The sequence below is a fragment of the Bradyrhizobium sp. 186 genome, from assembly GCF_023101685.1.
Taxonomy (GTDB): domain Bacteria; phylum Pseudomonadota; class Alphaproteobacteria; order Rhizobiales; family Xanthobacteraceae; genus Bradyrhizobium.
Genome location: NZ_CP082164.1, coordinates 5427861 through 5451613 on the forward strand (window position 1 = coordinate 5427861; position 23753 = coordinate 5451613).

The following is a 23753-nucleotide window of genomic DNA, read 5'->3' on the forward strand; positions in this document are numbered from 1 at the left end:
GCATAAGTCGCCGCCATGTTCACGACCACCAAACGCACGAGCAAAACCATCACGGCCTTCGGGGCCCGGGGAGGCGTGCGCGCGTAGTCGTCGACTAAAACGCATCAGCTCTACCGAAGCCCCGCCCACGATGGTCCGGGGCTTTTTTGTTGTCTAAATCTCAACAGCATGATCCGGAAAAGTGGAATCCGGTTTTCCGACAAGATCATGCTCAACTGAAATGCAATGGAGGAGAATGTGAGTAACGATCCCGTCGTCGCGATTGTCGGCGTCACCGGTGCGGTGGGCGCCGAGTTCATCGCCACCATGGACAAGCGCGGTTTTCGCGTCGGCAAGCTCAAGGCTCTGGCCAGCGCCCGCTCGGCCGGCAAGACAGTATCGTTCCGCGGCAAGGACGTCGTCATCGAGGAACTGACCGAGCGCGCCTTCGATGGCGTCGACATCGCCCTGTTCTCCGCCGGCGGCAGCATTTCGAAGACGTATGCCCCGATCGCGGTCAAGGCGGGCGCCGTCGTCGTCGACAACTCCTCCGCCTTCCGCATGGATCCGAACGTGCCGCTTGTGATCCCCGAGATCAACGCGAACCGCATCCGCGACCACAAGGGCATCATCGCCAACCCGAACTGCGCCGCGATCACGGCGCTGGTGCCGCTGTGGCCGATCCATCAGAAGAACCGCATCAAGCGCGTGATCATCTCGACCTACCAGGCCGCCAGCGGCGCCGGCGCTGCCGCGATGGACGAGCTCGTCGAATCCACCCGCGCCAATCTCAACGGGCAGGTCTATACGCCCAAGGTGATGCCGCACCCCTACGCTTTCAACCTCTTCAACCACAACACGGCGGTCGATCCCGAGACCGGCTACAACGACGAAGAGACCAAGGTCATCAATGAAACCCGCAAGATCTTCGAGGACGAGAAGATCGCGATCGGCGTCACCTGCGTCCGCGTGCCGGTGCTGCGCGCCCATTGCGAGGCCATCACCTTCGAATGCGAGAAGACGATCAGCGAGGACCAGGTCCGTGCCATCATGGCGCAGGCACCGGGCATCAAGGTCGTCGACGACCGCACCAGGAATTACTTCCCGATGCCGATCGACGCCTCGGGCCAGGATGACGTCCTGGTCGGCCGCATCCGCAAGGACCTCAGCGACGCTAGCGGCCATTCGATCTCGATGTTCGTGGCGGCGGATCAGCTGCTGAAGGGCGCAGCGCTGAACGCGGTGCAGATCGCGGAGCTGCTGCCGCAGCGGGTGATGGCGTAACGAAGAAGGTGCGTGGGGTGGGTTTGCGACTTATCCGCCGAAGCTCGAAGAGCAGAGATGGAAGCGTAACCCACCTCTTTTCAGATCAGCGCGATCGCGATATCCGTCCTGCCGAAGTCGCCGCCCTTGAAGAGGAGCGGCTGCGAACGCGACTTGGCCAACGCATAGACGGCGCAATCAACAATGTTCAACTGCGCGGGATGGCCGCTACCCTTGCCGTACTGCCGAAACGCCTCGAACGCGCCTTTCGACATTTCGTCGTCAAATGGCACCACGACCAGTGTCGTGCTCCGCAGCAATTCGTCGAAAAGCTCAACGGCTTGTGGTCCAAGCCGCGCGAAGAGAACGATCCTGGTTTCAAGTACTGCTACGGCTGAGATCAGCAGATTGTCGGCATCGCGCATTGCGGCGCGATAGCGTGGACCATCGGGCTCATTGGTTATCGCCGCTATGATTGCCGACGTGTCCAAGACCATCAGGACGGGAGCCCGAAGCGATCGTACTCGACGATTTCATCGGAAGACCGAGCGTCCAGCACGCGGAGGAGCAAGGCGCGCTCAAAAAACGAGTCGAGGGTAGCCTTCCGATCGCGGGCCACCGAAGGCTCCAGACGGGACAGCCGCTCCTCAATGGCGCGTTCCAAGGCCGTCTCGATATCCTCCCCTGTCAGGCGGGAGAGACGTTGGGCAAGCTGGTCGACCTTGGTAGAGCGGATGTTCATGGATCAATCGATCTCAGAAGATACCGATGAACATATCACATCGCGGCTAGCCGGAACAGCGCCTACACCGACCTGCGTTCCACCCGGTATTCACCTCGCCCGGAACAATAGGCACGCATCCCCGTACGAATAGAACCGATAGCCTTCGGCGATCGCGTGCGCGTAGGCCGCCTTCATCGTCTCCAGCCCGGAGAACGCCGATACCAGCATGAACAGCGTCGAGCGCGGCAGGTGGAAATTGGTCAGCAAAACATCGACGGCGCGGAAGCGATAGCCGGGGGTGATGAAGATCGACGTCTCGGCCGCGAACGGCTGGATGGTGCCGTCCTCGGCGGCGGCGCTTTCCAGGACCCGCAGCGACGTGGTGCCGACGGCGACGATGCGGCCGCCATTCTTGCGCGCGGTGTTCAGCCGCTCCGCCGTGTCGGCCGAGATCGTCCCCCACTCGGCGTGCATCTTGTGGCCTTCGGTGTCGTCCGCCTTGACCGGCAAAAACGTCCCTGCCCCGACATGCAGCGTGACGCGGTTGATGCCCACGCCGCGGTTGCGCAACGCCTGCTCCAGCGCCGGGGTGAAGTGCAGGCCCGCGGTCGGCGCGGCAACGGCGCCTTCGTCTGCCGCAAACATGGTCTGATAGTCGGCGAGGTCCTGGTCGTCCGGCGTGCGCTTGGAGGCGATGTAGGGCGGCAGCGGCGGACTGCCGAGGTCCGCAATCGCCTGGTCGAGCGCCGGCCCGTGAAACGAAAATGAGAGTGTCACCTCGCCTTCACTGCCCTTGGCCTCGACCTCGGCGTCGAGATGGCCAAGCAGGCAGACCTTGCCTTCGTTGCCGAAGCGGATGCGGTCGCCGGCGACGAGTTTCTTGGCAGGCTTCACCAGCGCCTGCCAGCGCGAACCCTCGAGGCGCTTGATCAGCGTCGCCTCGATCTTCGGCTCAGTCTCGCGGCCGATGCGGCGGCCCCTGAGCTGCGCCGCGATCACCTTGGTGTCGTTGACGACGAGCTGGTCGCCCGCCTTCAGCCATTGCGACAGGTCGGAGATCGTTTGATCGCGCAGCGCGCCGCCTTCCACGACCAGCATCCGCGCGGAGTCGCGCGGCTGCGCCGGGCGCAATGCGATGCGCTCGGGCGGCAGATCGAATTCGAAGAGATCGGTGCGCATAGTCGGGACCTGTCATCGCCCGCCTTGTGCGCACTTGCGCACTGGGGCGGGCGATCCAGTACTCACGATCTTTGTTGTCATCAGAGCCGGTGATTACTGGATGCCCCGCCTTCGCGGGGCATGACAGCAATTACGCCGCGTCCGCCGCCATCCGCGCCTTGACGATCTTGTCGGGGTTCTGCACCGGCTCGCCGCGCTTGATCTTGTCGACGTTCTCCATGCCTTCGGTGACCTTGCCCCACACCGTGTACTGGTTGTCGAGGAAGCGGGCGTCGTCGAACACGATGAAGAACTGGCTGTCGCCGGAATCAGGGCTCGCCGCACGGGCCATCGAAGTGACGCCCCGCACATGCGGCTCCTTGCTGAACTCGGCCTTCAGCTTCTGGCCCGAGCCGCCGGTGCCGGTGCCGTGCGGGCAGCCGGTCTGCGCCATGAAGCCCTCAATGACGCGGTGAAAGACGATGCCATCGTAGAAGCCTTCGCGCACGAGCTGCTTGATGCGAGCAACGTGGCCGGGGGCGAGGTCGGGCCGCATCTCGATGGTGACGGGACCCTGCGTGGTCTCGAGGATCAGGGTGTTTTCGGTGGCGCTCATGTTCGTCTCTCTTCGGTTGGGGGTGAAGTCTTCCGGTTGCGAAACTGGATCGCGAATGGACGCCCCGCAGCGGCCCCGGCCATCGCATCGGTAAATGGCATCGGCGTGCAGCGTTGCAATGCCTCCATCACCGCGATCCGGTATTGCAGCCGGTCATCGTCGGAGGCCTCCGCGGATTCATAGGTAATCCTTGGATGGCCCAGAATGTTTCCGGCCCGGTTAAAGCTCACGACGACGGTGATGTCGATGGGGCGGGCCCTGGCGGCCGGGGGCGGCTTCCAGCAGGTGCGAAGATGCTGGAATATCTCCTGGATGGTATTAACCCTCGCGTCCTCGGCGGCAGCGCCGGAGATGCCGAGGAAAAGCGCCGCGGCAGCTACCAGGAGCCTGTCGCCGCGACGCGCCATCGCCTCTCCTACTTGATGTCGGAGGCGACCTGCACCTTCACCATCTTGTCGGGATCGGTGACGGTGCCGCCGCCCGAGCCGGGAGGAGCCTTCTTCAGCTTGTCGACGACGTCCATGCCCTGCACGACCTCGCCAATCACCGTGTATTGGTTGTCGAGGCTGCCGCCGTCCGCGAACATGATGAAGAACTGCGAGTTGGCGGTATCGACGCTGTCGCCGCGCCGCGCCATGCCGACGATGTCGCGCGCGAAATGCACCTTGGAGAATTCCTGCTTCAGGTTCGGATATTTCGAGCCGCCGGTGCCGTTGAAGTTCTGGCCGTCGCCGGTCTGCGCCATGAAGCCGTCCATCACGCGGTGGAACGGCACGTTGTTGTAATATCCCTCGCGCGCGAGCTGCTTGATGCGCTCGGCGTGCTGGGGCGCAAGATCTGTCCGCAGCTTGATGACGATGCGGCCCTTGGTGGTGTCGATGACAATGGCATTGGCCTTGTCGAGGCCCGCCGGCAGGGTCTGTGCGCCCGCCGGGACCGCGCCGACGAGCGCGGCAAAAATCGTGGCAAGAATTGCGAGACGGCGGATCATGAAAACTCCGGATCAGGTGAGATGAAGTTGTGCGCCGTTATCCGGCGAATTTGGCCTTGAGCAGTGCTGCGACAAGCGGCGGCACGAACGTCGAAATATCGCCGCCCATGGCTGCGATCTGGCGCACCAGTGTGGCGGTGATCGGGCGGACCATGGGGGAGGCCGGCAGGAAGACCGTGTGCACCTCCGGCGCCATGGCCTCGTTCATGCCGGCGAGCTGCATCTCGTAGTCGAGATCGGTGCCGTCGCGCAAACCGCGAATCATGATGGTCGCGCCATGCTTGCGTGCGGCGGTCACGGAGAGGTCGTCAAAGGTGGTGGCCTCGAGGGTGCAGCCGGCCGCTGCCGCCACCGGCCCGCAGACGTCGTGGAGCATCTTCAGGCGCTCATCGGTCGAAAACAATGGCTTCTTGCCGGGATGGACCCCGATCGCGACCACCAACCTGTCACAGAGCGGAACGGCATGCCGGACCACGTCCAGATGGCCGTTGGTGATGGGGTCGAAGGAACCTGGATAGAAGGCGATGCGCGGCATGGCTCCCTCCTACCGCGGACGGCCCGGCCCGGCAAGCCGGGCAGGTTCCCGGCCGTTCCGCTCAAAAATCAGCCGATGAGCTGTCGGCGGGGCGGCCTTTGTTTCGTCCTGAGGGTGGCCACGAAACAAAGCCATCGCGGACGAAACCATTTTCCGTATCCGCGAAGACGTCCGGAAACTGGCCATGGTTACTAATCCACCCAACGAATGACGGGCCGCACACAAGGCGCAGCGGCCGCATCACAGGGGACCGTCGATGATCAAGGCTCTTTCAGCGATCGCACTCTCTGCGTGTGTTGCCGCAGCACTCAGCCTTCTGCCCGGGTTTGCTCCAACCGTCGAAGCCAGCGTGCCGCAGGCGCTCGCAAAGGCCGACCGGCTCGACATGCGCACCATCGGCAAGGACTGCTCGCAGCAGGCCTGGCCGAATTTTGAGGCATCGTGCCTCCGCCAGGCCGGCACCAAAGCCAACATCCGCGAGGCTCGCCTCGTGACTGCCGACCGCACCCCGTAGTCGGGTCTGTAAGGTTCGCGTCACACAAACCCGGATATAAATCTCTTGGATATTCGCGACGTCTCGTCGCAGACTGCCTGATGATCGCGCCCGCGGAATGGCCCGCCGGACGCGAGCCCATTGGGGGGTCGCCGTTGTCCAGTACGCCCGCAGTCGCTTCCGGCCATCATCCTGATCCGCTGCCGCTTGCCATGACCATGGGCGCCCTCGGGGTGGTCTATGGCGATATCGGCACCAGCCCCCTCTACGCCCTCAAGGAAGCCGCCAAGGCGGCCGCCCATGGGGCTACTCTCGCTCCCGAAGCTGTCCTGGGGATTGCATCTCTCATCCTCTGGGCGCTGCTCCTGATCATCTCACTGAAATATGCGCTGTTGATCCTGCGCGCGGACAACCGCGGCGAAGGCGGCATCGTAGCGCTCCTGGCACTGCTGCACGCCCGCCATGCCCAGCCCGGCACATGGCGCGCCCACCTGCTGGTCGTCGGACTCGTCGGCGCCGCCCTGCTCTATGGCGATGGCGCGATCACGCCTGCGATCTCGGTGCTGAGCGCCATCGAAGGCCTCAAGGTTGACGCGCCTTCGCTTGCGCCGGCGGTGGTGCCCGTGACGATCGCCATCCTGGTCGGGCTGTTCATGATGCAGAAGCAGGGCACCGGCTTCATCGGCCGCATCTTCGGGCCGGTGATGATGGCCTGGTTCATCGTGCTCGCTGCGCTCGGCATCCACGGCATCGTCAAGGCGCCCGCGGTGCTGGTCGCGCTCAGCCCGCTCTACGCCTTCGACTTCCTGATCCACCAGGATTTCCACGTCTCCTTCGCGATCCTCGGCGCGGCCTTCCTCGCGGTGACCGGCGGCGAGGCCATGTATGCCGACATGGGGCATTTCGGGCGCTTTCCGATCCGGCTGGCCTGGTTCGCGGTCTGCCTGCCCGCGCTGGTGCTGAACTACTTTGGGCAGGCTGCGCTGCTGATCACCGATCCCAGCATGATCGAGAATCCCTTCTTTCAACTCTGCCCCGACGCGTTGCATTACCTGCTGGTCTCCTTCTCGGCGGTCGCAACCGTGATCGCCTCGCAGGCGATCATCTCCGGCGTGTTCTCGCTAACTCAGCAGTCGATCCAGCTCGGCTTCCTGCCGCGCATGCAGATCCGCCACACCACCAGCGCTGCGATCGGCCAGATCTACGTGCCGCTGGTGAACTGGCTGCTCGCCGCCGCAACGCTCGGCGCGGTCCTGAGCTTCGGCACCTCGGAAGCGCTTGCCGGCGCCTACGGCATCGCGGTGTCGCTGCTGATGGCGATCACCACGCTGCTTGCCGCGCTGGTCGCGATCCAGTGGGGCTATTCGCCGTGGCTCGTGGTCGCCGTCAACGGCTTCTTCTTCGTGATCGACGTGATCTTCTTCTCGGCCAATTCGATCAAGCTGTTCGAAGGCGGCTGGTTTCCGCTGCTGCTGGCCGCCCTCGTCGCCTTCCTGATGCTGACTTGGCGCGCCGGCGTGAAGCTGGTCGAGGCCGCGCGTGGAAAGCTGCGCCAGCCTGAGGAGGATTTGATCGAGACGGCAGTCAACAAATGCAGCGCGAGGCTGCCCGGGACCGCGGTGTTCCTCGCCTCGGCGCCGAAAGGCGTGCCGCTGGCGCTGACGCAGTTCGTCAAGCACAACCACGTCCTGCACGAGCGTATCGTCCTCGTCACGGTCCTGATCGAGGAATCGCCGCACATCACCGACGAGGAACGCGCCGAGGTGATCGAGATCATCCCCGGCATCACCCGCGTGGTCCTGCATTACGGCTTCATGCAGAACCCGACGATCTATGACGGGCTGACCCTCGCCTGCCGCCTGGGCAAGCTGCCCGGCATCGATCTCTCCGACATCACCTATTATGTCGGCCGCGAGACCATCATCCCGCGCGAGGATGTGCCGGGCATGTGGGTCTGGCGAGAAAGCCTGTTCGCCTTCCTCCAGCGCAACGCCGAGCGCTCGGCTGCGTTCTTCGGCGTACCGACCAAGCAGGTGGTGGAGTTCGGGACCGAGCTGGAGATTTAGCCCGAAGTTTTCGCTTGGGAAGTGTGCAAGGGATTGATCCGACTCGATAAGTTGACGGTCGGTGTTTTCAATTACTGGACACGCAGCGGGTCAAGATCGAGCAGCTTGAACGCGGCCTCCTGGACGGAGGTTGGTGTGGAATGGAGCATGAAGCGATGCTTGGTGTGAAGGGGCACGCGCATCGTGTTTCGGACCAGCGTGCCGAGATGGGCGATGAGCGCATCGAAGCTCATGACGTGATGGCCGTCGGCTGATCGCTTTGTTGCCTTCTTGGCCTTCGCCGCCTCAGATGGTTCGGTCTTGGCGACGGGAGAGGTCCGTTCTCCCCGGGCGGCCTCAAGGTCGGTGTCGTGGAACAACAGCGGCGCCAAGGCTTCTCGCAGGTGCCATTCGACGTGATAGGCCAGCATGCACAGGAAGACATGGGCCCGCACGTGCTGTGCCGTCCAGTGGCGGATCGGCCGTATTTCGAGATCGATGGTTTTCATGGACCGGAAGCTGCGTTCGACTCGCGACAGGTCCTTGTAGGCCTGAACCGCCTCTGCAGCGTCGAGATGCCCAGCGGGTATGCTGGTTCGGATGACGTAGATGCCGTCGAGGCGAGCCTCTTCCTCGATCTGCTCGATCCGTCGCTGCCATGAGAGATAGCCATCGGCCACTTCGACGTCGAAGTGCTTGGCCATCTTCTTGCGGTCCAAAACCGCACCAACCGCGATGCCGATCTGGGCGGAACTGCGCAACGCAGAGTGTTTGCGCTGGACCTGCGCTTGAACGCGGGCAAGTTCGTGCTCGGTCGCGGCCAGCAGATCCTCGCGTTTGCGCGCTCGTTCGGCTGCCAGATCGCGATTGCGACAGACGATCAGCCGCTCGCCTGGGAACAGGTCAGGGGCGCTGATTTCGGCGAGATCGCGGTCATCGAACAGCGACAGCTGCAGCGGCCCGTTCTCCGCCGCCAAAGCCTGGATCGCCGGCGCGCGCAGGCAGGTGATCCAATCGACGCCCGCCGGCTTGAGATCATCGCGGATGCGTGCCGAGGTGATCATTCCCCGATCCCCGACCAACACCATACGGCTGATCCCGAAGCGATCCTTGATCTTTTGGACTTGAGAACTCAGCGTCTTCGGATCGGCCGTGTTGCCGTCGAAGACTTCAACCGCAATCGGCAGCCCCTCACGCGTACAGAGCAGCCCGTAGACAATCTGCGGCCGGTCGCCCCGGTGATCGCGGCTATGGCCATAGCGCGCCAGCGGACAGCAGCGGCCCTCAAAGTAGGACGAGCTGACGTCGTAGAGCACCAGCACGCCGTCCTGGAGATGTCGCCGCGCCAAGCCGGTCTCGATCCGCGCCTGGCGCTCGACCAGCCAATCGAGCGCCTCATAGGCCTCGCGCTCCTTCACCTTGCCCAGGCGCAGAACCGATCCGAGGCTGGAGATTGCCGTCTCCTGATCCACCGCCCGTACAAAGCCAAGCTTCGAGCGTGGCGCAATCAACCGATCAACGATCATGGCTACCACCAGATCGTAATGGCGTCGCGATGCCTCATCCTTCGTCGTGCTTAAAATCAGCCGATCCAGTGCAATTCTGCGGATCGTCCCGAGCGCCGCTGCAACATGGCCGTGAGGCAGTGAGCGCTCGATTTGAATCTCGTCCGGTCCGGTGCCAATCACCGTGCCGCCCTTGAGCAGAGCCTTCAGTCCGCCAATCAAATCCACCGGCAGCTTGCTCAGATTGGCCAAGGTCCGCTTCTGCGCGCGGCCATGCTCGTCGCGATACGCCTCCCGCAACAGCACCGCAGGCGGCGAGCCTCGATTGGGAATCGTCTCGATGAACATTCCCAAATCGAATCACATCTCGACTGATTTGGGAATCCCCGTTACATGGATACAAACTGCAAACTACTCTCCGCCCATCCGCCCGAAAGGATTCGTCTTTCAGGTCAAACCAAGCGCAAACTTCGGTTTAGCGAACGGTGAATGGCGAATGGCGAATAGAGCAGCCTACCTATTCGCCACTCGCTACTCCCCATTCGCGCCGTTGCTCTCCGCCTCTTCCGTGATGTGCTCGACCGAGACGACGTGCTCGTCCTCGGCGGTATCGAACACGATCACACCCTGGGTCGAGCGGCCGGCGATGCGGATGCCTTCGACAGGACAGCGGATCAGCTGGCCCTTGTCGGTGACAAGCATGATCTGGTCGGCTTCTTCCACCGGGAAGGACGCCACAAGGTTGCCGTTGCGGTTGTTGACGCTCATGGCGACGATGCCTTTGCCGCCGCGGCCGGTGGTGCGGTACTCGTAGGACGAGGTCCGCTTGCCGAAGCCGTTGACGGACACCGTCAACACCACCTGCTCATGCGCGGACATCTCGATGTAGCGTTCCTGGGCGAGCTGGAAGCTGCCGGAGGTCTCCTCGGCCTCGGCATCCGCGGCGGGTTCCTCGGCCGCAGCCTCGCCCACCACCGCGCGGCGCATCTTCAGGTACGCCGAGCGTTCGTCCGAGGTGGTCTCGACATGGCGCAGGATCGCCAGCGAAATCACCTTGTCGCCGTCCGCAAGCGCAATACCGCGCACGCCCATCGAGGTGCGCCCGGTGAACACGCGCACGTCGGTGACGGGGAAGCGGATGCACTGGCCGCCGGCGCCGGTGAGCAGCACGTCGTCGCGTTCGGTGCAGATCTGCACGTCGACGATCGCTTCATTGTCGTCGAGCTTCATGGCGATGATGCCGGAGCGGCGGACGTCGACGAAGTCGGACAGCTTGTTGCGCCGGACATTGCCGCCGGTGGTCGCGAACATCACGTCGAGCTGGCCCCAGGTCGATTCATCCTCCGGCAGCGGCATGATGGTGGTGATGCGCTCGCCCTGCTCCAGCGGCAGGATGTTGATCAGCGCCTTGCCGCGCGCGTTCGGCGCGGCCATCGGCAGGCGCCAGACCTTCACCTTGTAGACCTGGCCACGCGACGAGAAGAACAGCATGGGCGTGTGCGTGGAGGCGACGAACAGGCGGCTGACAAAATCCTCGTCGCGGGTCTGCATGCCGGCGCGGCCCTTGCCGCCGCGGCGCTGGGCCCGATAAGCCGACAGAGGCACGCGCTTGACGTAACCGGCGTGCGAGACGGTGACGACCATTTCCTCGCGCTGGATCAGGTCCTCGTCCTCGACCTCGCCCTCCTGCTCGATGATCACGGTGCGGCGCGGGGTGGCGAACTCGGCCTTCACCTCGGCGAGTTCGGTCTTGACGATGTCCAGCACGCGGGCGCGCGAGCGCAGGATGTCGAGATAATCGCCGATCTCGCTGGCGAGCTTGTCGAGTTCTTCGCGGATTTCGTCGCGGCCGAGCGCGGTGAGGCGCTGAAGACGCAGGTCGAGAATGGCCCTGGCCTGCTCCATCGACAGCCGGATGGTGCCGTCATCGCTGATGCGGTGGCGAGGATCGTCGATCAACGTCAGCATATCCTCGACGTCCCGTGCCGCCCAGTCGCGCGACATCAGGGCGTCGCGCGCGGTGGTCGGGTCGGGTGAGGTACGAATGACGCGAATGATCTCGTCGATATTGGCAACGGCGATGGCGAGACCGACCAAAATATGCGCGCGGTCGCGCGCCTTGCCCAACAAGAACTTGGTCCGCCGCGTGACGACCCGCTCACGGAAGTCGACGAAGATGGCGAGCAAGTCTTTCAGATGCATGATCCGCGGCCGACCACTGTCGAGCGCCACCATATTGACACCGAAGCTCGTCTGCAGCGGCGTGAACCTGTAGAGCTGGTTCAGCACCACATCGGGCACGGCGTCGCGCTTCAGCTCGATGACGACGCGGAAGCCGTCGCGGTCGGATTCATCGCGCAGATCGGCGATGCCCTCGATCTTCTTCTCCTTGACCAGTTCGGCGATGCGCTCGACCATCGTCGCCTTGTTCACCTGGTACGGAATCTCGGTGATGATGAGCGCCTCGCGCTCCTTGCGGATGGTGTCGATCGTGACCTTGCCGCGCATCACGACCGAGCCACGGCCCAGATGGTAGCCGGCGCGGATGCCCGCCCGTCCGAGAATGATGCCGCCGGTTGGAAAATCCGGTCCGGGAACGATGTTGATCAGCTCGTCGATGGTGAGCGCGGGATTGTCGATCAGCGCCACGCAGGCATCGATGACTTCGCCAAGATTGTGCGGCGGAATGTTCGTGGCCATGCCGACGGCGATGCCGCCGGCGCCGTTGACCAGGAGATTGGGGAATTTGGCCGGAAGAACCGACGGCTCTGTCTCGTTGTTGTCGTAGTTCGGCTGGAAATCGACGGTGTCCTTGTCGATATCGGCCAGCAGGGCCAGCGCCGACTTGGTCAGTCGCGCTTCGGTATAACGATAAGCGGCAGGCGGATCGCCATCGACCGAGCCGAAATTGCCCTGACCGTCGATCAACGGCACGCGCATCGAGAAGTCCTGCGCCATGCGGACCATGGCGTCGTAGATCGATTGGTCGCCGTGCGGATGATACTTACCGATGACGTCGCCGACCACGCGGGCGGACTTCACGTACTTCTTGTCGGGCGTGTGGCCCTGCTCGTGCATCGAGTACAGGATGCGGCGGTGCACCGGCTTCAGTCCGTCGCGGGCATCAGGCAACGCACGCGCCACGATCACGCTCATGGCGTAATCGAGGTAGGACTTCTTCATCTCCTCGAAGATCGAGACGGGGCGAATGTCCGAGGGTTGCGCCGGCTGGTCGCCGGGCTTGTTGTCGTCGTCAGCCAAGGGGGAATCCGGTGAGTTTTTATCTGGGAATCATATAGCGCATCGGGCCCCTGATAACCACCCTTGCGGGCTCTCGGGAAGTCCTTTTTCCGCTTATTTTTCCAATAACTTAGGGCCTTACGAGCAGCGCTTGGGAAGGGCCCGGAACAGGCTTTCCAAAACCGCCTGTAACACGTGGAAAACTGTGCGGCGAGTGAGCCCGTTTGCCGTGACGTAATCCGAGCTCAACCCAAACATGAAGCGGGCCCGGAAATCCCGAGCCCTTCCTGCCGACTAGCAAGATTTGCTGACACGACGTGTGAAGCGCCGCCCCATCCAGCCGGCGCGTCCTCGTCGTGCGATCCGCGTTCTCAGAACGGGATATCGTCGTCCATGTCGCTGTTGCGGCCACCGCCGGCGGCGGCAACGGGACGGCGCGGCGCGCTGCTGACGGGACCAGAGGAGCCGAAATCGCCGCCCGGCTCGTCGCCGAAGTTGCCGCCTGCCCCGCCGCTACGGCCATCGAGCATCGTGAGGGTCGAGTTGAAGCCCTGAAGCACCACCTCGGTGGAGTACTTCTCCACACCGCTCTGGTCGGTCCATTTGCGGGTCTGGAGCGCGCCCTCGATGTAAATCTTGGCGCCCTTCTTCAGATACTGCTCGGCAACCTTGCAGAGCCCTTCATTGAAGATCACGACGCGGTGCCATTCGGTCTTTTCCTTACGCTCGCCGGTCGCCTTGTCGCGCCAGGTCTCCGAGGTGGCAATGCTCAAATTCGCAATCGGCCGCCCGTCCTGGGTGCGGCGGATTTCCGGATCCTTGCCGAGATTTCCAACCAGAATGACCTTGTTGACGCTTCCCGCCATCTCCGCTCTCCACTCCGAATGCCACTGAATCTCACAAGGCCGGGCCGCGCGCCCGCGGTCCTCGGCCCCCTGTTGCCGACCCTATACGCTTGCGAGGGCCGATCAGGCCGTTACGCCTCAGGTTATCCCCAAATATAGCATTGACCTGAATTTTGTTCCAGATTTGTTCTTAGGAAGTCCTGCCGCTGAATCTGCGGGCGGGACGCACAAATGCGCAGCGAAAATGCAAGGTGCCCGGTGGAACCTTTTTGGGTTCCCGCAAAGCAGGAAAACTACTTAACATTCATCAAGTTAGAGGCGCCTCCATTGCCCCGCGAGTGTTGCATTTCGGAGACGGACTCTGCCCATTGCTTGGGCTACGGTTGCCTTGGACTTAATTCATATGGGCGTCACGCCTGATCAGCCGCTTCGGGGATAACAAGAAGCGGACGAACCTGGGGAGACTGGCAATGAATAAGCTTTTATTTGGTGCAATCGGTGCAGTGGCGTTGGGCCTGTCGGCTCCCGCAAGCGCGGCGGATATGGCGGCGCGTCCCTACACGAAGGCTCCGGCGCCGATGGTCGCGACCATCTATGACTGGAGCGGCTTCTACATCGGCATCAACGGCGGCGGCGGGTCGAGCCACAAGTGCTGGGACTTCGTTGCGCCGGTGACCGGCGTTCTGGTAGGCGAAGGCTGTCACAACGCGACAGGCGGCACTGTCGGCGGCCAGATCGGCTATCGCTGGCAGTCGGCTAACTGGGTGTTCGGCCTCGAAGGCCAAGGCAACTGGGCCGACTTCCGGGGCGACAACGTGAGCACCCTCTTCCCTGGTAGCGCACTGGTCACCGGTGATCGCAACCGTTCTCGCATCGATTCTTTCGGCCTGATCACTGGTCAGGTTGGTTACGCCTGGAACAACGTGCTGTGAAGGGCGGCGGCGCCGTGGTCGGTGACAAGTACGACGTCTATGCCGCCGCAGGTACGCCCGGCGCGGGCGCGCTGCTGGCTTCGGCACGTGAAACTCGCTGGGGCGGGGCGGTCGGTGCCGGTCTGGAATTCGGCTTCGCGCCGAACTGGTCGGTGGGCGTTGAGTACGATCACATCTTCCTGGGCCATCGCACGATCGGCTTCACCACGCCCGCGGGCGTGGCGTTCGGGAGCGATCGAATCGGCCAGGACGTCGATATCGGCCTCATCCGGGTGAACTACCGCTGGGGCGGCCCGTTGATCGCAAGATACTGATATCCGTCTGATATCACTGGGAGATCAAAGGCCGGCCTCGCGCCGGCCTTTTTGCTGCGCACAGGCGGGACAATAGGCCAGTCACTGCTACCTTTCAAGCTAGCTGTGGCTTTTCGGGTACACAACTTGCGGCTTCACTGGTGTAGATACGACATCAGTTGGACCACAGCGTCCGATGTCTTTCCGCTCGCGGAAGGCAACAACAGAAACTGGGACTGGGATTAGGTTGAAATGAAGAAGGTTTTGTTGGCTTCGGCCTGTTTGTTCGCTCTCGCCGCCCCCGCTTCGGCGGCCGATCTCGCGGCGCGCCCCTACACTAAGGCTCCGGTGGCTGTGGCCTCGGTCTACAACTGGACCGGCTTCTACCTCGGTATCGTCGGAGGCGGCGCCTGGGAAAACGGTTCGGGCGACCCGAAGATGAAGGGCGGCTTCGTCGGCGGCACCGCCGGTTACAACTGGCAGACCGGCAATGTCGTGTTCGGCCTCGAGGCTGATGGCGCCTGGGCTGACGTCAGCGCTTCGGCGACTGGCGCCACCGTTGTCCCCGGCTTCGGTGTTGTTACCGCGACGGCGAGCTCGAAGACCGATGCGATGGGCACCGTGCGCGGCCGCATCGGCTACGCCGTCAATCAGGTCCTGTTCTACGGCACCGGCGGCTACGCCTGGATCGACAACAAGATCACCCTCTCCGCACTCGGCGTGACCGCGTCGGACAGCAAGTGGCACTCCGGCTGGACCGTTGGTGCCGGCGTCGAAGCGTTCTTCGCGCCGCAGTGGTCGGTCAAGGGCGAGTACCTCTATCGCAGCCTCGGCGGCGAGACCTATTTCTCGGGCGCCCTGCCCACCGGCACGCTCAACTTCCACACCGTGCAGGTCGGCGTGAACTATCACTTCAACGGCCCGATCGTCGCGAAGTACTGATCTTCGTCTCCGACGCTATCGCGTTACGAAAGGCCGGCCTCGCGCCGGCCTTTTTGTTTTGACGGCACGTTCCCGCGCCGTTCCGCAAGCCCCTCCTGCTGCCAGATGCCGCCAGCGCACCAACAATCCGTTGACGATTCGCAACTCGCACTGGAAATCCGTCCCCGTTCTTCCTACGTTCGCTGACATACCCATCGGCGCCGATCCCGGTTCCGGGCGAAGCGCGCCTTTTACGTTGGCGCGATCGCGCGCCTTTGGGATTCCTTGAGGACCACCAGGATGGATGAAGTGATCAAGGCGAAGCGCCAACAGCCGAACGCGGGCTCCAGCCTGCGCGCAATTACGATCCGTGGCGCGCGCGAGCACAACCTCAAGAACGTCGACGTCGAGATTCCCCGCGACAAGCTCGTGGTGTTCACCGGGCTGTCCGGCTCCGGCAAATCCTCACTCGCGTTCGACACGATCTATGCCGAGGGCCAGCGCCGCTACGTCGAGTCGCTTTCGGCCTATGCGCGTCAGTTCCTGGAGATGATGCAGAAGCCGGACGTCGACCAGATCGACGGCCTGTCGCCGGCGATCTCGATTGAGCAGAAGACGACGTCGAAGAACCCGCGCTCCACCGTCGGCACGGTCACCGAGATCTACGACTACATGCGCCTGTTGTGGGCGCGCGTCGGCGTGCCCTATTCGCCGGCCACGGGCCTGCCGATCGAGAGCCAGACGGTGTCGCAAATGGTCGACCGCGTGCTGGCGCTGCCCGAGAGCACCCGCCTTTATCTGCTCGCCCCGGTCGTGCGCGGCCGCAAGGGCGAGTACAGGAAGGAGCTCGCCGAATGGCTCAAGAAGGGCTTTCAGCGCGTCAAGATCGACGGCACCTTCCATGAGCTCGCGGAGGCGCCGACGCTCGACAAGAAATTCCCGCACGACATCGACGTCGTCGTCGACCGCATCGTGGTGCGGCCCGATATCGGCCAGCGCCTTGCCGAAAGCTTTGAGACCGCGCTGAAGCTCGCCGAGGGCCTGGCGGTGGTGGAATTCGCCGACGCGCCGGCGGCGGCGCCTGCCGAAGAGAAAAAGAAGACCGCGAAGATCCACGACAAGAGCGGACCCGAGCGCATCCTGTTCTCGGAAAAGTTCGCCTGCCCGGTTTCCGGCTTCACCATTCCGGAGATCGAGCCCAGACTCTTTTCCTTCAACAATCCCTATGGCGCCTGTCCCGCCTGCGGCGGCCTCGGCGTCGAGCAGCATGTCGACGAGGATCTCGTCATCCCGGACAAGGACGTGACTTTGCGCAAGGGCGCGATCGCGCCCTGGGCCAAATCGTCATCGCCCTACTATGTGCAGACGCTGACCGCGCTCGGCAAGCACTACAAGTTCACGCTCGACACCAAGTGGAAGGATCTCGCGAAGAAGACGAAAGACGCGATCCTCTATGGCTCCGGCGAGGACGAGATCAAGTTCTCCTACGAGGACGGCGTCCGCTCCTACGATACCAAAAAGCCGTTCGAGGGCGTCATCACCAACATCAACCGCCGCTATCGCGAGACTGAGAGCGAGTGGGCGCGCGAGGAGCTGGCCAAGTATTTCCATGACGTGCCCTGCGAAGCCTGCAAGGGCTTTCGGCTGAAGCCCGAGGCGCTCTGCGTCAAGATCGGCGGCAAGCATATCGGTGATATCTCGGAGCTCTCAGTCAAGGGCGCCGGCGCGTGGTTCGAGACCGTGCCGGAGGCGCTGAACGCGCAGCAGAACGAGATCGCCGGCCGCATCCTCAAGGAGATACGCGAGCGACTCTCGTTCCTGCTCGACGTCGGCCTCAACTACCTGACCCTGTCGCGCTCCTCGGGCACGCTGAGTGGCGGCGAGAGCCAGCGCATTCGCCTGGCCTCGCAGATCGGCTCTGGCCTGACAGGCGTGCTCTACGTGCTGGACGAACCCTCGATCGGCCTGCACCAGCGCGACAACGCCCGCCTGCTCGATACGCTGAAGCGATTGCGCGACCTCGGCAACACCGTGATCGTGGTCGAGCATGACGAGGACGCGATCCGTTTGGCTGACTACGTCCTCGACATCGGCCCCGGCGCCGGCATGCATGGCGGCCACATCATCGCCGAGGGCACGCCCGCCGAGATCATGCGCAATCCGAAATCGCTGACCGGCAAATATCTCACCGGCGAACTCGAGGTCGAGGTGCCGGATCGGCGCCCGCCGAACCATCGCCGCACCATCAAGGTGGTGAACGCGCGCGGCAATAATCTCAAGAATGTCACCGCCGAGATTCCGCTCGGCCTGTTCACCTGCGTCACCGGCGTCTCCGGCGGCGGCAAGTCGACGCTGCTCATCGACACCGTCTACAAGGCGATCGCCCGCAAGCTCAACAATGCAAGCGAGGGCGCCGCGCCGCATGACCGCATCGAGGGCCTCGAGCACATCGACAAGATCATCGACATCGACCAGTCGCCGATCGGCCGCACCCCGCGCTCGAATCCTGCGACCTATACCGGCGCCTTCACGCCGATCCGCGAGTGGTTTGCAGGCCTGCCCGAATCCAAGGCGCGCGGATACGAGCCAGGCCGCTTCTCCTTCAACGTCAAGGGCGGCCGCTGCGAGGCCTGCCAGGGCGACGGCGTCATCAAGATTGAGATGCACTTTTTGCCGGACGTCTACGTCACCTGCGACGTCTGCAAGGGCAAGCGCTACAACCGCGAGACGCTGGAGGTGCTGTTCAAGGGCAAGAGCATCGCCGATGTGCTCGACATGACCGTCGAGGAAGCCGCCGACTTCTTCAAGGCGGTGCCGCGCGTGCGCGAGACCTTCCAGACCCTGCACCGCGTCGGGCTCGACTACATCCATGTCGGCCAGCAGGCCACCACGCTGTCCGGCGGCGAAGCCCAGCGCGTCAAGCTGGCAAAGGAACTGTCAAAGCGCGCCACCGGCCGCACGCTCTACATCCTGGACGAACCGACCACCGGCCTGCACTTCCATGACGTCAAGAAGCTGCTGGAGGTGCTGCACGAGCTGGTCGCGCAGGGCAACACCGTCGTCGTCATCGAGCACAATCTCGAAGTCATCAAGACGGCAGACTGGGTGATCGACCTCGGCCCCGAAGGCGGCGACGGCGGCGGCGAGATCGTCGCCTGGGGCCCGCCGGAAGACATCGCGAAGGCACCGCGCAGCTATACGGGCAAGTTTCTGGAGCCGGTGCTGAAGAAGGCGCGGAAGCCGAAGCGGGGGCGTGCGGCGAGCGAGGCGGCGGAGTAGGATCGCTCCGCCTCGTCCCGGAGGGCTTTCGGAGAACATGCGAGTGAGCGTCCGCGATGCCCAGCCGAACCTACACGCTCTTTCGCAGCGCCATCCTTGCCGAGCAGCAGGTGACCTGCATCTATGAGAGTCGCTATCGCGAGCTCTGCCCGCATATCATCGGGACCAACAAAAGCGGTGAGGAAGCCGTGCTGGCCTGGCAATTTGGCGGTGAGAGCAGCGGTCCACTGCCACAATGGCGATGCCTGAAGCTGGCCAATGTCAGTGATGCCCGCGCGCGCGTTGGCCGCTGGCACGAGGGCGGCTCTCACCGAACTACTCAGACCTGCGTCAGCAACATCGATCTCGACATCAATGTTCACGTGCGCAAGTTGCGGTGAGCCGCGCCCCTCCGGCGCGTGATCTGACGCGCTACAAGGGGCGAGATCGGAAGCGGACCTCGTCAATCACCACATAACGCCCGAACAGTTGCTGGCCGAACTGGTCCACGGCCTCTAGCAAGCGCGCCCTCACAAATTGCCCATTTTCCGGATCGATGCGCAGCAGTACCAGGCCCGGAACGGCTTGCCCGCGACGGAAAACAAGCTCGCCGAAATCTTTGTCGACCGTAAAAAGAAGGCGCTTCCCGGGATGCCAATGCGATGACTTCCACATCACTCAGGCTGGCAGCAAACTCGGCGATATAAAGCACGTCGTGGCCAGCGCTGCGCAGCTCTCGAACCAGAGATACTGTGACGCACTCGTCCGCCAGCCAGCGCACGCGTCAACGATAAATGATATCTTCGTCGGCCAAATAGTCGGCCGCAAAGGCCTGTGCAGCACGAACGTCTTCCGGCGTGAGCCGCGGGTGCTCCGAGATGACGGCTTCGGTTGTCATACCGGCGCCGAGCCCGCGCAGCACCAGCTCAACCGGTACACGCGTCCCGCGGATCACAGGCTTGCCGTCCATGATCGCCGGGTTGATTTCAATCCGCTCGTGCCGCATGGCTGTCCTCGAAGGCTGTCGGACGATAGGATAATCAAGCTCGTCTGTCAGTGGGTCTCAAATTCCCCCTTTTATGCCCTACTCCCTCGCCATCTTCGACCTCGACGGCACGCTGGCCGACAGCTTCCCGTGGTTCCTGCGCACCATCAACGGCGTCGCCGACCGCTTCGGCTTCCGCCGTGTCGTGGATGAGGATGTCGAGGGGCTGCGGCATGCCTCGACCCGCGAGATCCTCAACCAGCTCGAGGTGCCCTTGTGGAAGCTGCCGGCGATCGCGCAGCATGCGCGGCGACTGAAGGCTGGGGCTGCGGCCGAGATCTCTCTGTTTGTCGGCGTCGAGACGATGCTGCGCGAACTCGCCGAGCACGGCGTGCAATTGGCACTGGTGACGTCCGACAGCGAGGCCAATGCACGCGAAAAACTCGGCGATGCAGCGGCTCTGTTCTCGCATTTCGACTGCGCCGCCTCGGTGTTCGGTAAGCCAGCGAAATTCCGCCGCGTGATCCGGCGCGCCGGCGTGGCCCCGGCAGAGGTCATCGCGATCGGCGACGAGGTCCGCGACATCGAGGCGGCGCGGGCTGTCGGCATTGCCTGCGGCGCTGTCAGTTGGGGCTATGCCGCACCGGCGGCGTTGCAGGCGCTTGCGCCTGATCACATGTTCACGCAGATGGATGAGATTGCGGACATCGTTTGCCGGATTCCGCAAGGCCTGATCCGCAATCGACACGCCCGGCCCAGGGAGACGGTGATGACACTCACGGACACAGCTCGCCTCAAACTCCTGGAGCCGCCAGTCGGTAAGGTGCGCGTGGTGCTGGACACTGATACTTACAACGAGATCGACGATCAGTTTGCGCTCGTCCAGATGCTGCTGTCGAAGGACCGCTTCGACGTCGAAGCGATCTATGCCGCACCGTTTTTCAACACACGCGCGGACGGTCCCGGCCACGGCATGGAGCTGAGCTATCAGGAAATCCTGCGTCTGCTGGAGCGGCTGAATATCGCAGCCGAAGGCCTGGTACATCGCGGCGTCACCGACTATGTTGGCCGCGGCAAGACGGCGCAGGCTGCACCCGCCGTAGACGACCTCGTCGCCCGCGCGCGCGCAGGCTCCCCTGACAATCCGCTCTACGTCGTTGCCATCGGCGCCATCAGCAACGTCGCCTCGGCGCTTCTCAAGGCCCCCGACATCATCGACCGCACCGTGGTGGTCTGGCTTGGCGGCCATGCGCTCGAATGGCCGCACACGATCGAGTTCAATCTCAAGCAGGACGTCGGCGGCGCGCAAGTGCTGCTCGACAGCGGCGTGCCGCTCGTTCTCGTGCCGTGCAAGGGCGTCACCTCGCACCTTCACAGCACGGTGCCGGAGATCGAGCGCTACGTCGAACCGCACGGCAGCATCGGCGCGTTCCTCGCTCAGAGATTCAAGGAGTATTCATCCGATCATCTGGGTTGGGCGAAGGAAATCTGGGACATGGCACCCGTCGGCTGGCTCCTCAATCCCGATTGGGCGCCGAGCGTCATCATTCCGGCCCCGATCGTGACCGAGCAGATGACGTGGAGCATCGATCGCAGACGGCACGCGATCCGCTACGTGACCTACGTGGATCGCAACCCGATCCTGAAGGACTTTTTCCTGAAGCTGAAGGCGTTTGCCGGATCGAAATAGGCTGAATGCGGTCGCCCGGATGAGCGCAGCGATATCCGGGGCGTCAGCGTACGAAACGGCTCCCGCATGTCGCTTCGCTCATGCGGGCTACGGGAAAATAATGCCCTACTCCGTCCGCCGCAAGAACGCCCCGAACGCGCGCGGGCCGTCGCCGGTCTTGACCTCGCCCACGACCTTCAGCTCGACCGCATCGATGATATCAAGCGTGTTGCTCTCCCAATTGGCCACGATGATGCGCTTGCCGTCCGCGGTCGCGGCGATCCCTTCGGGATAGTCGCCGACGGTGATGCGCTTCACCGGCTTCAATGTCGCGAGATCGAACACGCTGACGGTGCCGCCATATTGGTCGGTGACGAAGCCGCGGCCTTGCGCCAGCGCCACGGCATAGGGGCGCATGCCGACCGCCACGCGACCGATCTCGCGCGCCTCGGCGATGTCGATCACGGAGACGTCGTTGGAGCCGACATTGGCGGTGTAGGCGCGCCCGCCTTCGGCATCGATGGTGACGCCGAACGGACGCGTGCCGACCTTGATCGTCGCAGTCCGCTCGCGCGTCGCGGTGTCCACCACCGAGACGCTGTCGTCGTCGCGGTCGGCCGACAGCAGCAGCCGGCCGTCCGGCGTCACCGCGAGCCCCGACGGCGAGGCGCCGACCGCGATGCTGGCTGTGACGCTGCGCGTCGCCGCATCGATCACCCGCACCGCCGCCGCATACCAGTCCGCGACATAGATCGTCCTGCCATCCGGGGCGACGGCAATGCCGAGCGGCCCGCCGCCGACCTCGATCCGGCCGACGACCTGCCGCTGCGCGGCATCGACCACCGTCACGGACTTGGCGTCAGGGCTCGTCACATAGGCAAAGCGGCCGTCCGCGGTGACGGCCACGCCGGCCGGTTTGCCGCCGATCGGAACCGTCGCGACCGCGCGCAAGGTGGCGAGGTCCACGACCATCAGGTCGTCGCTGAGCTGGTTGGTGACGAACGCTTCTTCGGCGGACGCGTGCGCGATGCTGGCGGCGAGCGCCGCCAGAACCAGGATCCGCACGGTCAGCTTCCACTCTCGATCTTCTTCTTCAGCGCCTCGAGGCCGGCCTGATAAAGTCCCTTCACCGCCTTGACCGCAGCCTCGTCGCTCAGCTCCGGCGGCGGATCGTTGTTGGGAAAGCCACGGTAGAACGCGCCGGCCCATTCCAGCGTCGAGCCCTTGCCGTCGGCGCTCGGCGCCACCGTGAGCGTGGAGGAATAATTGGTGACCGGCAACGCCTTCACGTCGACGGCGGTGATCCGGTAGGAATAGGTCATTGCGGTGGCGTCGAACTTGTAGAGCTCCTCGTCGACGGTCGCGCCTCCCGTCAACGTCAGCCGCCGCGTGGCGCCGATCTCATTGCCTTTCTCGCCTTCGGTCTTGGTGACGGGCGGAAGCCAGTTGATGTCCTGGAAATTGCCGATCGCCGCCCACACCTTGGCCGGGGCTGCGTTGATCTCGATGGATTCCCGCACCTTCTGCCGGGTCGGCCCGTGCGCCCACGCCGCTGTCAACGCCATCCCAGCCACCGCCAGCGCCGCCACCCCGGCGATCGCCGTTCCGATCGTCATCCTCATATCGTGTCCTCACCCTTGAATCTGCGCGACTTGAGGCGCGCTGCGATCATCGTAGCGCATTTTGGGGCCGAGGGGAGACCGGTTCGTGGCGCCGTTGCGGCGGAACGATTGCGCGACCCACAATCTGTTGCGCTGCCCGGCGGGCGAAATACCCCACGTGAAGGTCAACGACATCAGGCAAAAAGAATTCTCTTTATCAGAACTTCGGATTATCGTATAGGAGGCCATCCCAACCCGGCCGAGGGGCGCATCGCGATCGTCACGACACGCGGGATGGGACGTGGTGGACGCGGGCGGCGTCGGCGCGAAGGTGGTTTGCAGGGCGGGTGACTCCGTGAGCGAACACGACCGGTGCTGTCAGCGTACGGCAAAATCGTGTGGTCCTGGCGCCCGGAGTCTGTGCGCCAAGTCTTGCGGTGATGTGTGTGCCCGACCGGGTCCGCACGTCAGCCATCCGCAAGGCGACGGGGGCAATAGTGCATCGCTCCCCGGGGAGATCACGACATAAGCCGTAAAGCCACTGCGCAGGGAGAATATACATGCCAAAAACAAAGGTAATTCAATAGGATGAGGCTGTTGTGTCCTCGTCTGTGTCCCGATCCGCGTTGGCGTCTTAGCCCGAAAAATATTGACGCCTGGCGCGCAGGCACCGCCGCATTCTGTAAACTCCTTGGTAATC

General features: G+C 63.6%; 19 protein-coding genes and 4 pseudogenes. 9 read left to right on the forward strand and 14 right to left on the reverse strand.

Annotation, left to right across the window (positions count from 1 at the left end):
• The first annotated feature begins 225 nt into the window (after window positions 1-225).
• Window positions 226-1263: an aspartate-semialdehyde dehydrogenase gene (locus IVB18_RS26025; protein WP_247983282.1), complete on the forward strand. Its 1038-nt coding sequence runs from the start codon at window positions 226-228 to the stop codon at window positions 1261-1263.
• A gap of 80 nt (window positions 1264-1343) precedes the next feature.
• On the opposite strand, the gene IVB18_RS26030 is transcribed toward IVB18_RS26025, so the two are convergent.
• The 7 genes from IVB18_RS26030 to coaD all read right to left on the reverse strand — a co-directional run bounded on the left by IVB18_RS26030 (window position 1344) and on the right by coaD (window position 5266).
• A complete protein-coding gene (locus IVB18_RS26030) occupies window positions 1344-1739 on the reverse strand; it encodes a type II toxin-antitoxin system VapC family toxin (RefSeq protein WP_247983283.1) in 396 nt (131 codons plus the stop codon).
• Window positions 1739-1984, reverse strand: a complete 246-nt coding sequence (locus IVB18_RS26035; RefSeq protein WP_247983284.1) for a type II toxin-antitoxin system VapB family antitoxin — start codon at window positions 1982-1984, stop codon at window positions 1739-1741. Before IVB18_RS26035 ends, IVB18_RS26030 begins: the two co-directional genes overlap by 1 nt.
• 90 nt (window positions 1985-2074) lie before the next feature.
• Window positions 2075-3145: a tRNA preQ1(34) S-adenosylmethionine ribosyltransferase-isomerase QueA gene (gene queA, locus IVB18_RS26040; RefSeq protein WP_247983285.1), complete on the reverse strand. Its 1071-nt coding sequence runs from the start codon at window positions 3143-3145 to the stop codon at window positions 2075-2077.
• Window positions 3146-3275: 130 nt separating this feature from the next.
• A complete protein-coding gene (locus IVB18_RS26045; protein WP_247983286.1) occupies window positions 3276-3740 on the reverse strand; it encodes a peptidylprolyl isomerase in 465 nt (154 codons plus the stop codon).
• Window positions 3737-4147 (reverse strand): hypothetical protein, encoded by a 411-nt coding sequence (locus IVB18_RS26050; protein ID WP_247983287.1) that lies wholly within the window; start codon window positions 4145-4147, stop codon window positions 3737-3739. Before IVB18_RS26050 ends, IVB18_RS26045 begins: the two co-directional genes overlap by 4 nt.
• A gap of 8 nt (window positions 4148-4155) precedes the next feature.
• Window positions 4156-4731, reverse strand: coding sequence for a peptidylprolyl isomerase (locus tag IVB18_RS26055; RefSeq protein WP_247983288.1), 576 nt, complete (start codon window positions 4729-4731; stop codon window positions 4156-4158).
• Window positions 4732-4768: 37 nt separating this feature from the next.
• Window positions 4769-5266, reverse strand: coding sequence for a pantetheine-phosphate adenylyltransferase (gene coaD, locus IVB18_RS26060; RefSeq protein ID WP_247983289.1), 498 nt, complete (start codon window positions 5264-5266; stop codon window positions 4769-4771).
• A gap of 256 nt (window positions 5267-5522) precedes the next feature.
• Between coaD and IVB18_RS26065 the strand changes: the two genes are divergently transcribed.
• Both IVB18_RS26065 and IVB18_RS26070 read left to right on the forward strand, forming a co-directional pair.
• Window positions 5523-5780 carry a hypothetical protein gene (locus IVB18_RS26065; protein ID WP_247983290.1) on the forward strand — a complete coding sequence of 86 codons (258 nt, stop codon included), beginning with the start codon at window positions 5523-5525 and terminating at the stop codon, window positions 5778-5780.
• A gap of 191 nt (window positions 5781-5971) precedes the next feature.
• A complete protein-coding gene (locus IVB18_RS26070) occupies window positions 5972-7825 on the forward strand; it encodes a KUP/HAK/KT family potassium transporter (protein ID WP_247991735.1) in 1854 nt (617 codons plus the stop codon).
• Between the two features lie 71 nt (window positions 7826-7896).
• On the opposite strand, the gene IVB18_RS26075 is transcribed toward IVB18_RS26070, so the two are convergent.
• From IVB18_RS26075 to IVB18_RS26085, 3 genes are all read right to left on the reverse strand, one after another.
• On the reverse strand, window positions 7897-9657 hold the full coding sequence (locus tag IVB18_RS26075; protein WP_247983291.1) for an IS1634 family transposase: 1761 nt from the start codon (window positions 9655-9657) through the stop codon (window positions 7897-7899).
• A 183-nt stretch (window positions 9658-9840) separates the two neighbouring features.
• A complete protein-coding gene (gene gyrA, locus IVB18_RS26080) occupies window positions 9841-12570 on the reverse strand; it encodes a DNA gyrase subunit A (protein WP_247983292.1) in 2730 nt (909 codons plus the stop codon).
• 350 nt (window positions 12571-12920) lie between these two features.
• Window positions 12921-13415 (reverse strand): single-stranded DNA-binding protein, encoded by a 495-nt coding sequence (locus IVB18_RS26085; protein ID WP_247983293.1) that lies wholly within the window; start codon window positions 13413-13415, stop codon window positions 12921-12923.
• A 449-nt stretch (window positions 13416-13864) separates the two neighbouring features.
• Here IVB18_RS26085 and IVB18_RS26090 point away from each other — a divergent pair.
• The 4 genes and pseudogenes from IVB18_RS26090 to IVB18_RS26105 all read left to right on the forward strand — a co-directional run bounded on the left by IVB18_RS26090 (window position 13865) and on the right by IVB18_RS26105 (window position 19199).
• Window positions 13865-14640 (forward strand): annotated as a pseudogene (locus IVB18_RS26090) (outer membrane beta-barrel protein).
• Window positions 14641-14871: 231 nt separating this feature from the next.
• Window positions 14872-15561: an outer membrane protein gene (locus IVB18_RS26095; protein WP_247983294.1), complete on the forward strand. Its 690-nt coding sequence runs from the start codon at window positions 14872-14874 to the stop codon at window positions 15559-15561.
• A 279-nt stretch (window positions 15562-15840) separates the two neighbouring features.
• Window positions 15841-18819 (forward strand): excinuclease ABC subunit UvrA, encoded by a 2979-nt coding sequence (uvrA, locus tag IVB18_RS26100; protein WP_247983295.1) that lies wholly within the window; start codon window positions 15841-15843, stop codon window positions 18817-18819.
• Window positions 18820-18875: 56 nt separating this feature from the next.
• The gene (locus IVB18_RS26105) at window positions 18876-19199 is read left to right on the forward strand and encodes a hypothetical protein (RefSeq protein ID WP_247983296.1); all 324 of its coding nucleotides are present in this window, start codon (window positions 18876-18878) and stop codon (window positions 19197-19199) included.
• A gap of 31 nt (window positions 19200-19230) precedes the next feature.
• Here IVB18_RS26105 and IVB18_RS26110 read toward each other — a convergent pair.
• A pseudogene (locus IVB18_RS26110) lies at window positions 19231-19579 on the reverse strand (DUF5615 family PIN-like protein).
• Window positions 19580-19582: 3 nt separating this feature from the next.
• Window positions 19583-19804, reverse strand: a complete 222-nt coding sequence (locus IVB18_RS26120) for a DUF433 domain-containing protein (protein WP_247983297.1) — start codon at window positions 19802-19804, stop codon at window positions 19583-19585.
• A 73-nt stretch (window positions 19805-19877) separates the two neighbouring features.
• On the opposite strand from IVB18_RS26120, the pseudogene IVB18_RS26125 reads away from it, so the two are divergent.
• Both IVB18_RS26125 and IVB18_RS26130 read left to right on the forward strand, forming a co-directional pair.
• Window positions 19878-20495 (forward strand): annotated as a pseudogene (locus tag IVB18_RS26125) (HAD-IA family hydrolase); the annotation flags it as partial.
• Window positions 20496-20621: 126 nt separating this feature from the next.
• Window positions 20622-21473, forward strand: a pseudogene (locus IVB18_RS26130) (nucleoside hydrolase); the annotation flags it as partial.
• A 105-nt stretch (window positions 21474-21578) separates the two neighbouring features.
• Here IVB18_RS26130 and IVB18_RS26135 read toward each other — a convergent pair.
• The gene (locus tag IVB18_RS26135; RefSeq protein ID WP_247983298.1) at window positions 21579-22517 is read right to left on the reverse strand and encodes a cytochrome D1 domain-containing protein; all 939 of its coding nucleotides are present in this window, start codon (window positions 22515-22517) and stop codon (window positions 21579-21581) included.
• Between the two features lie 2 nt (window positions 22518-22519).
• Entirely contained in the window at window positions 22520-23074 is a 555-nt protein-coding gene (locus IVB18_RS26140; protein ID WP_247983299.1) for an SRPBCC family protein, read from the reverse strand.
• Between the last annotated feature and the right edge of the window lie 679 nt (window positions 23075-23753).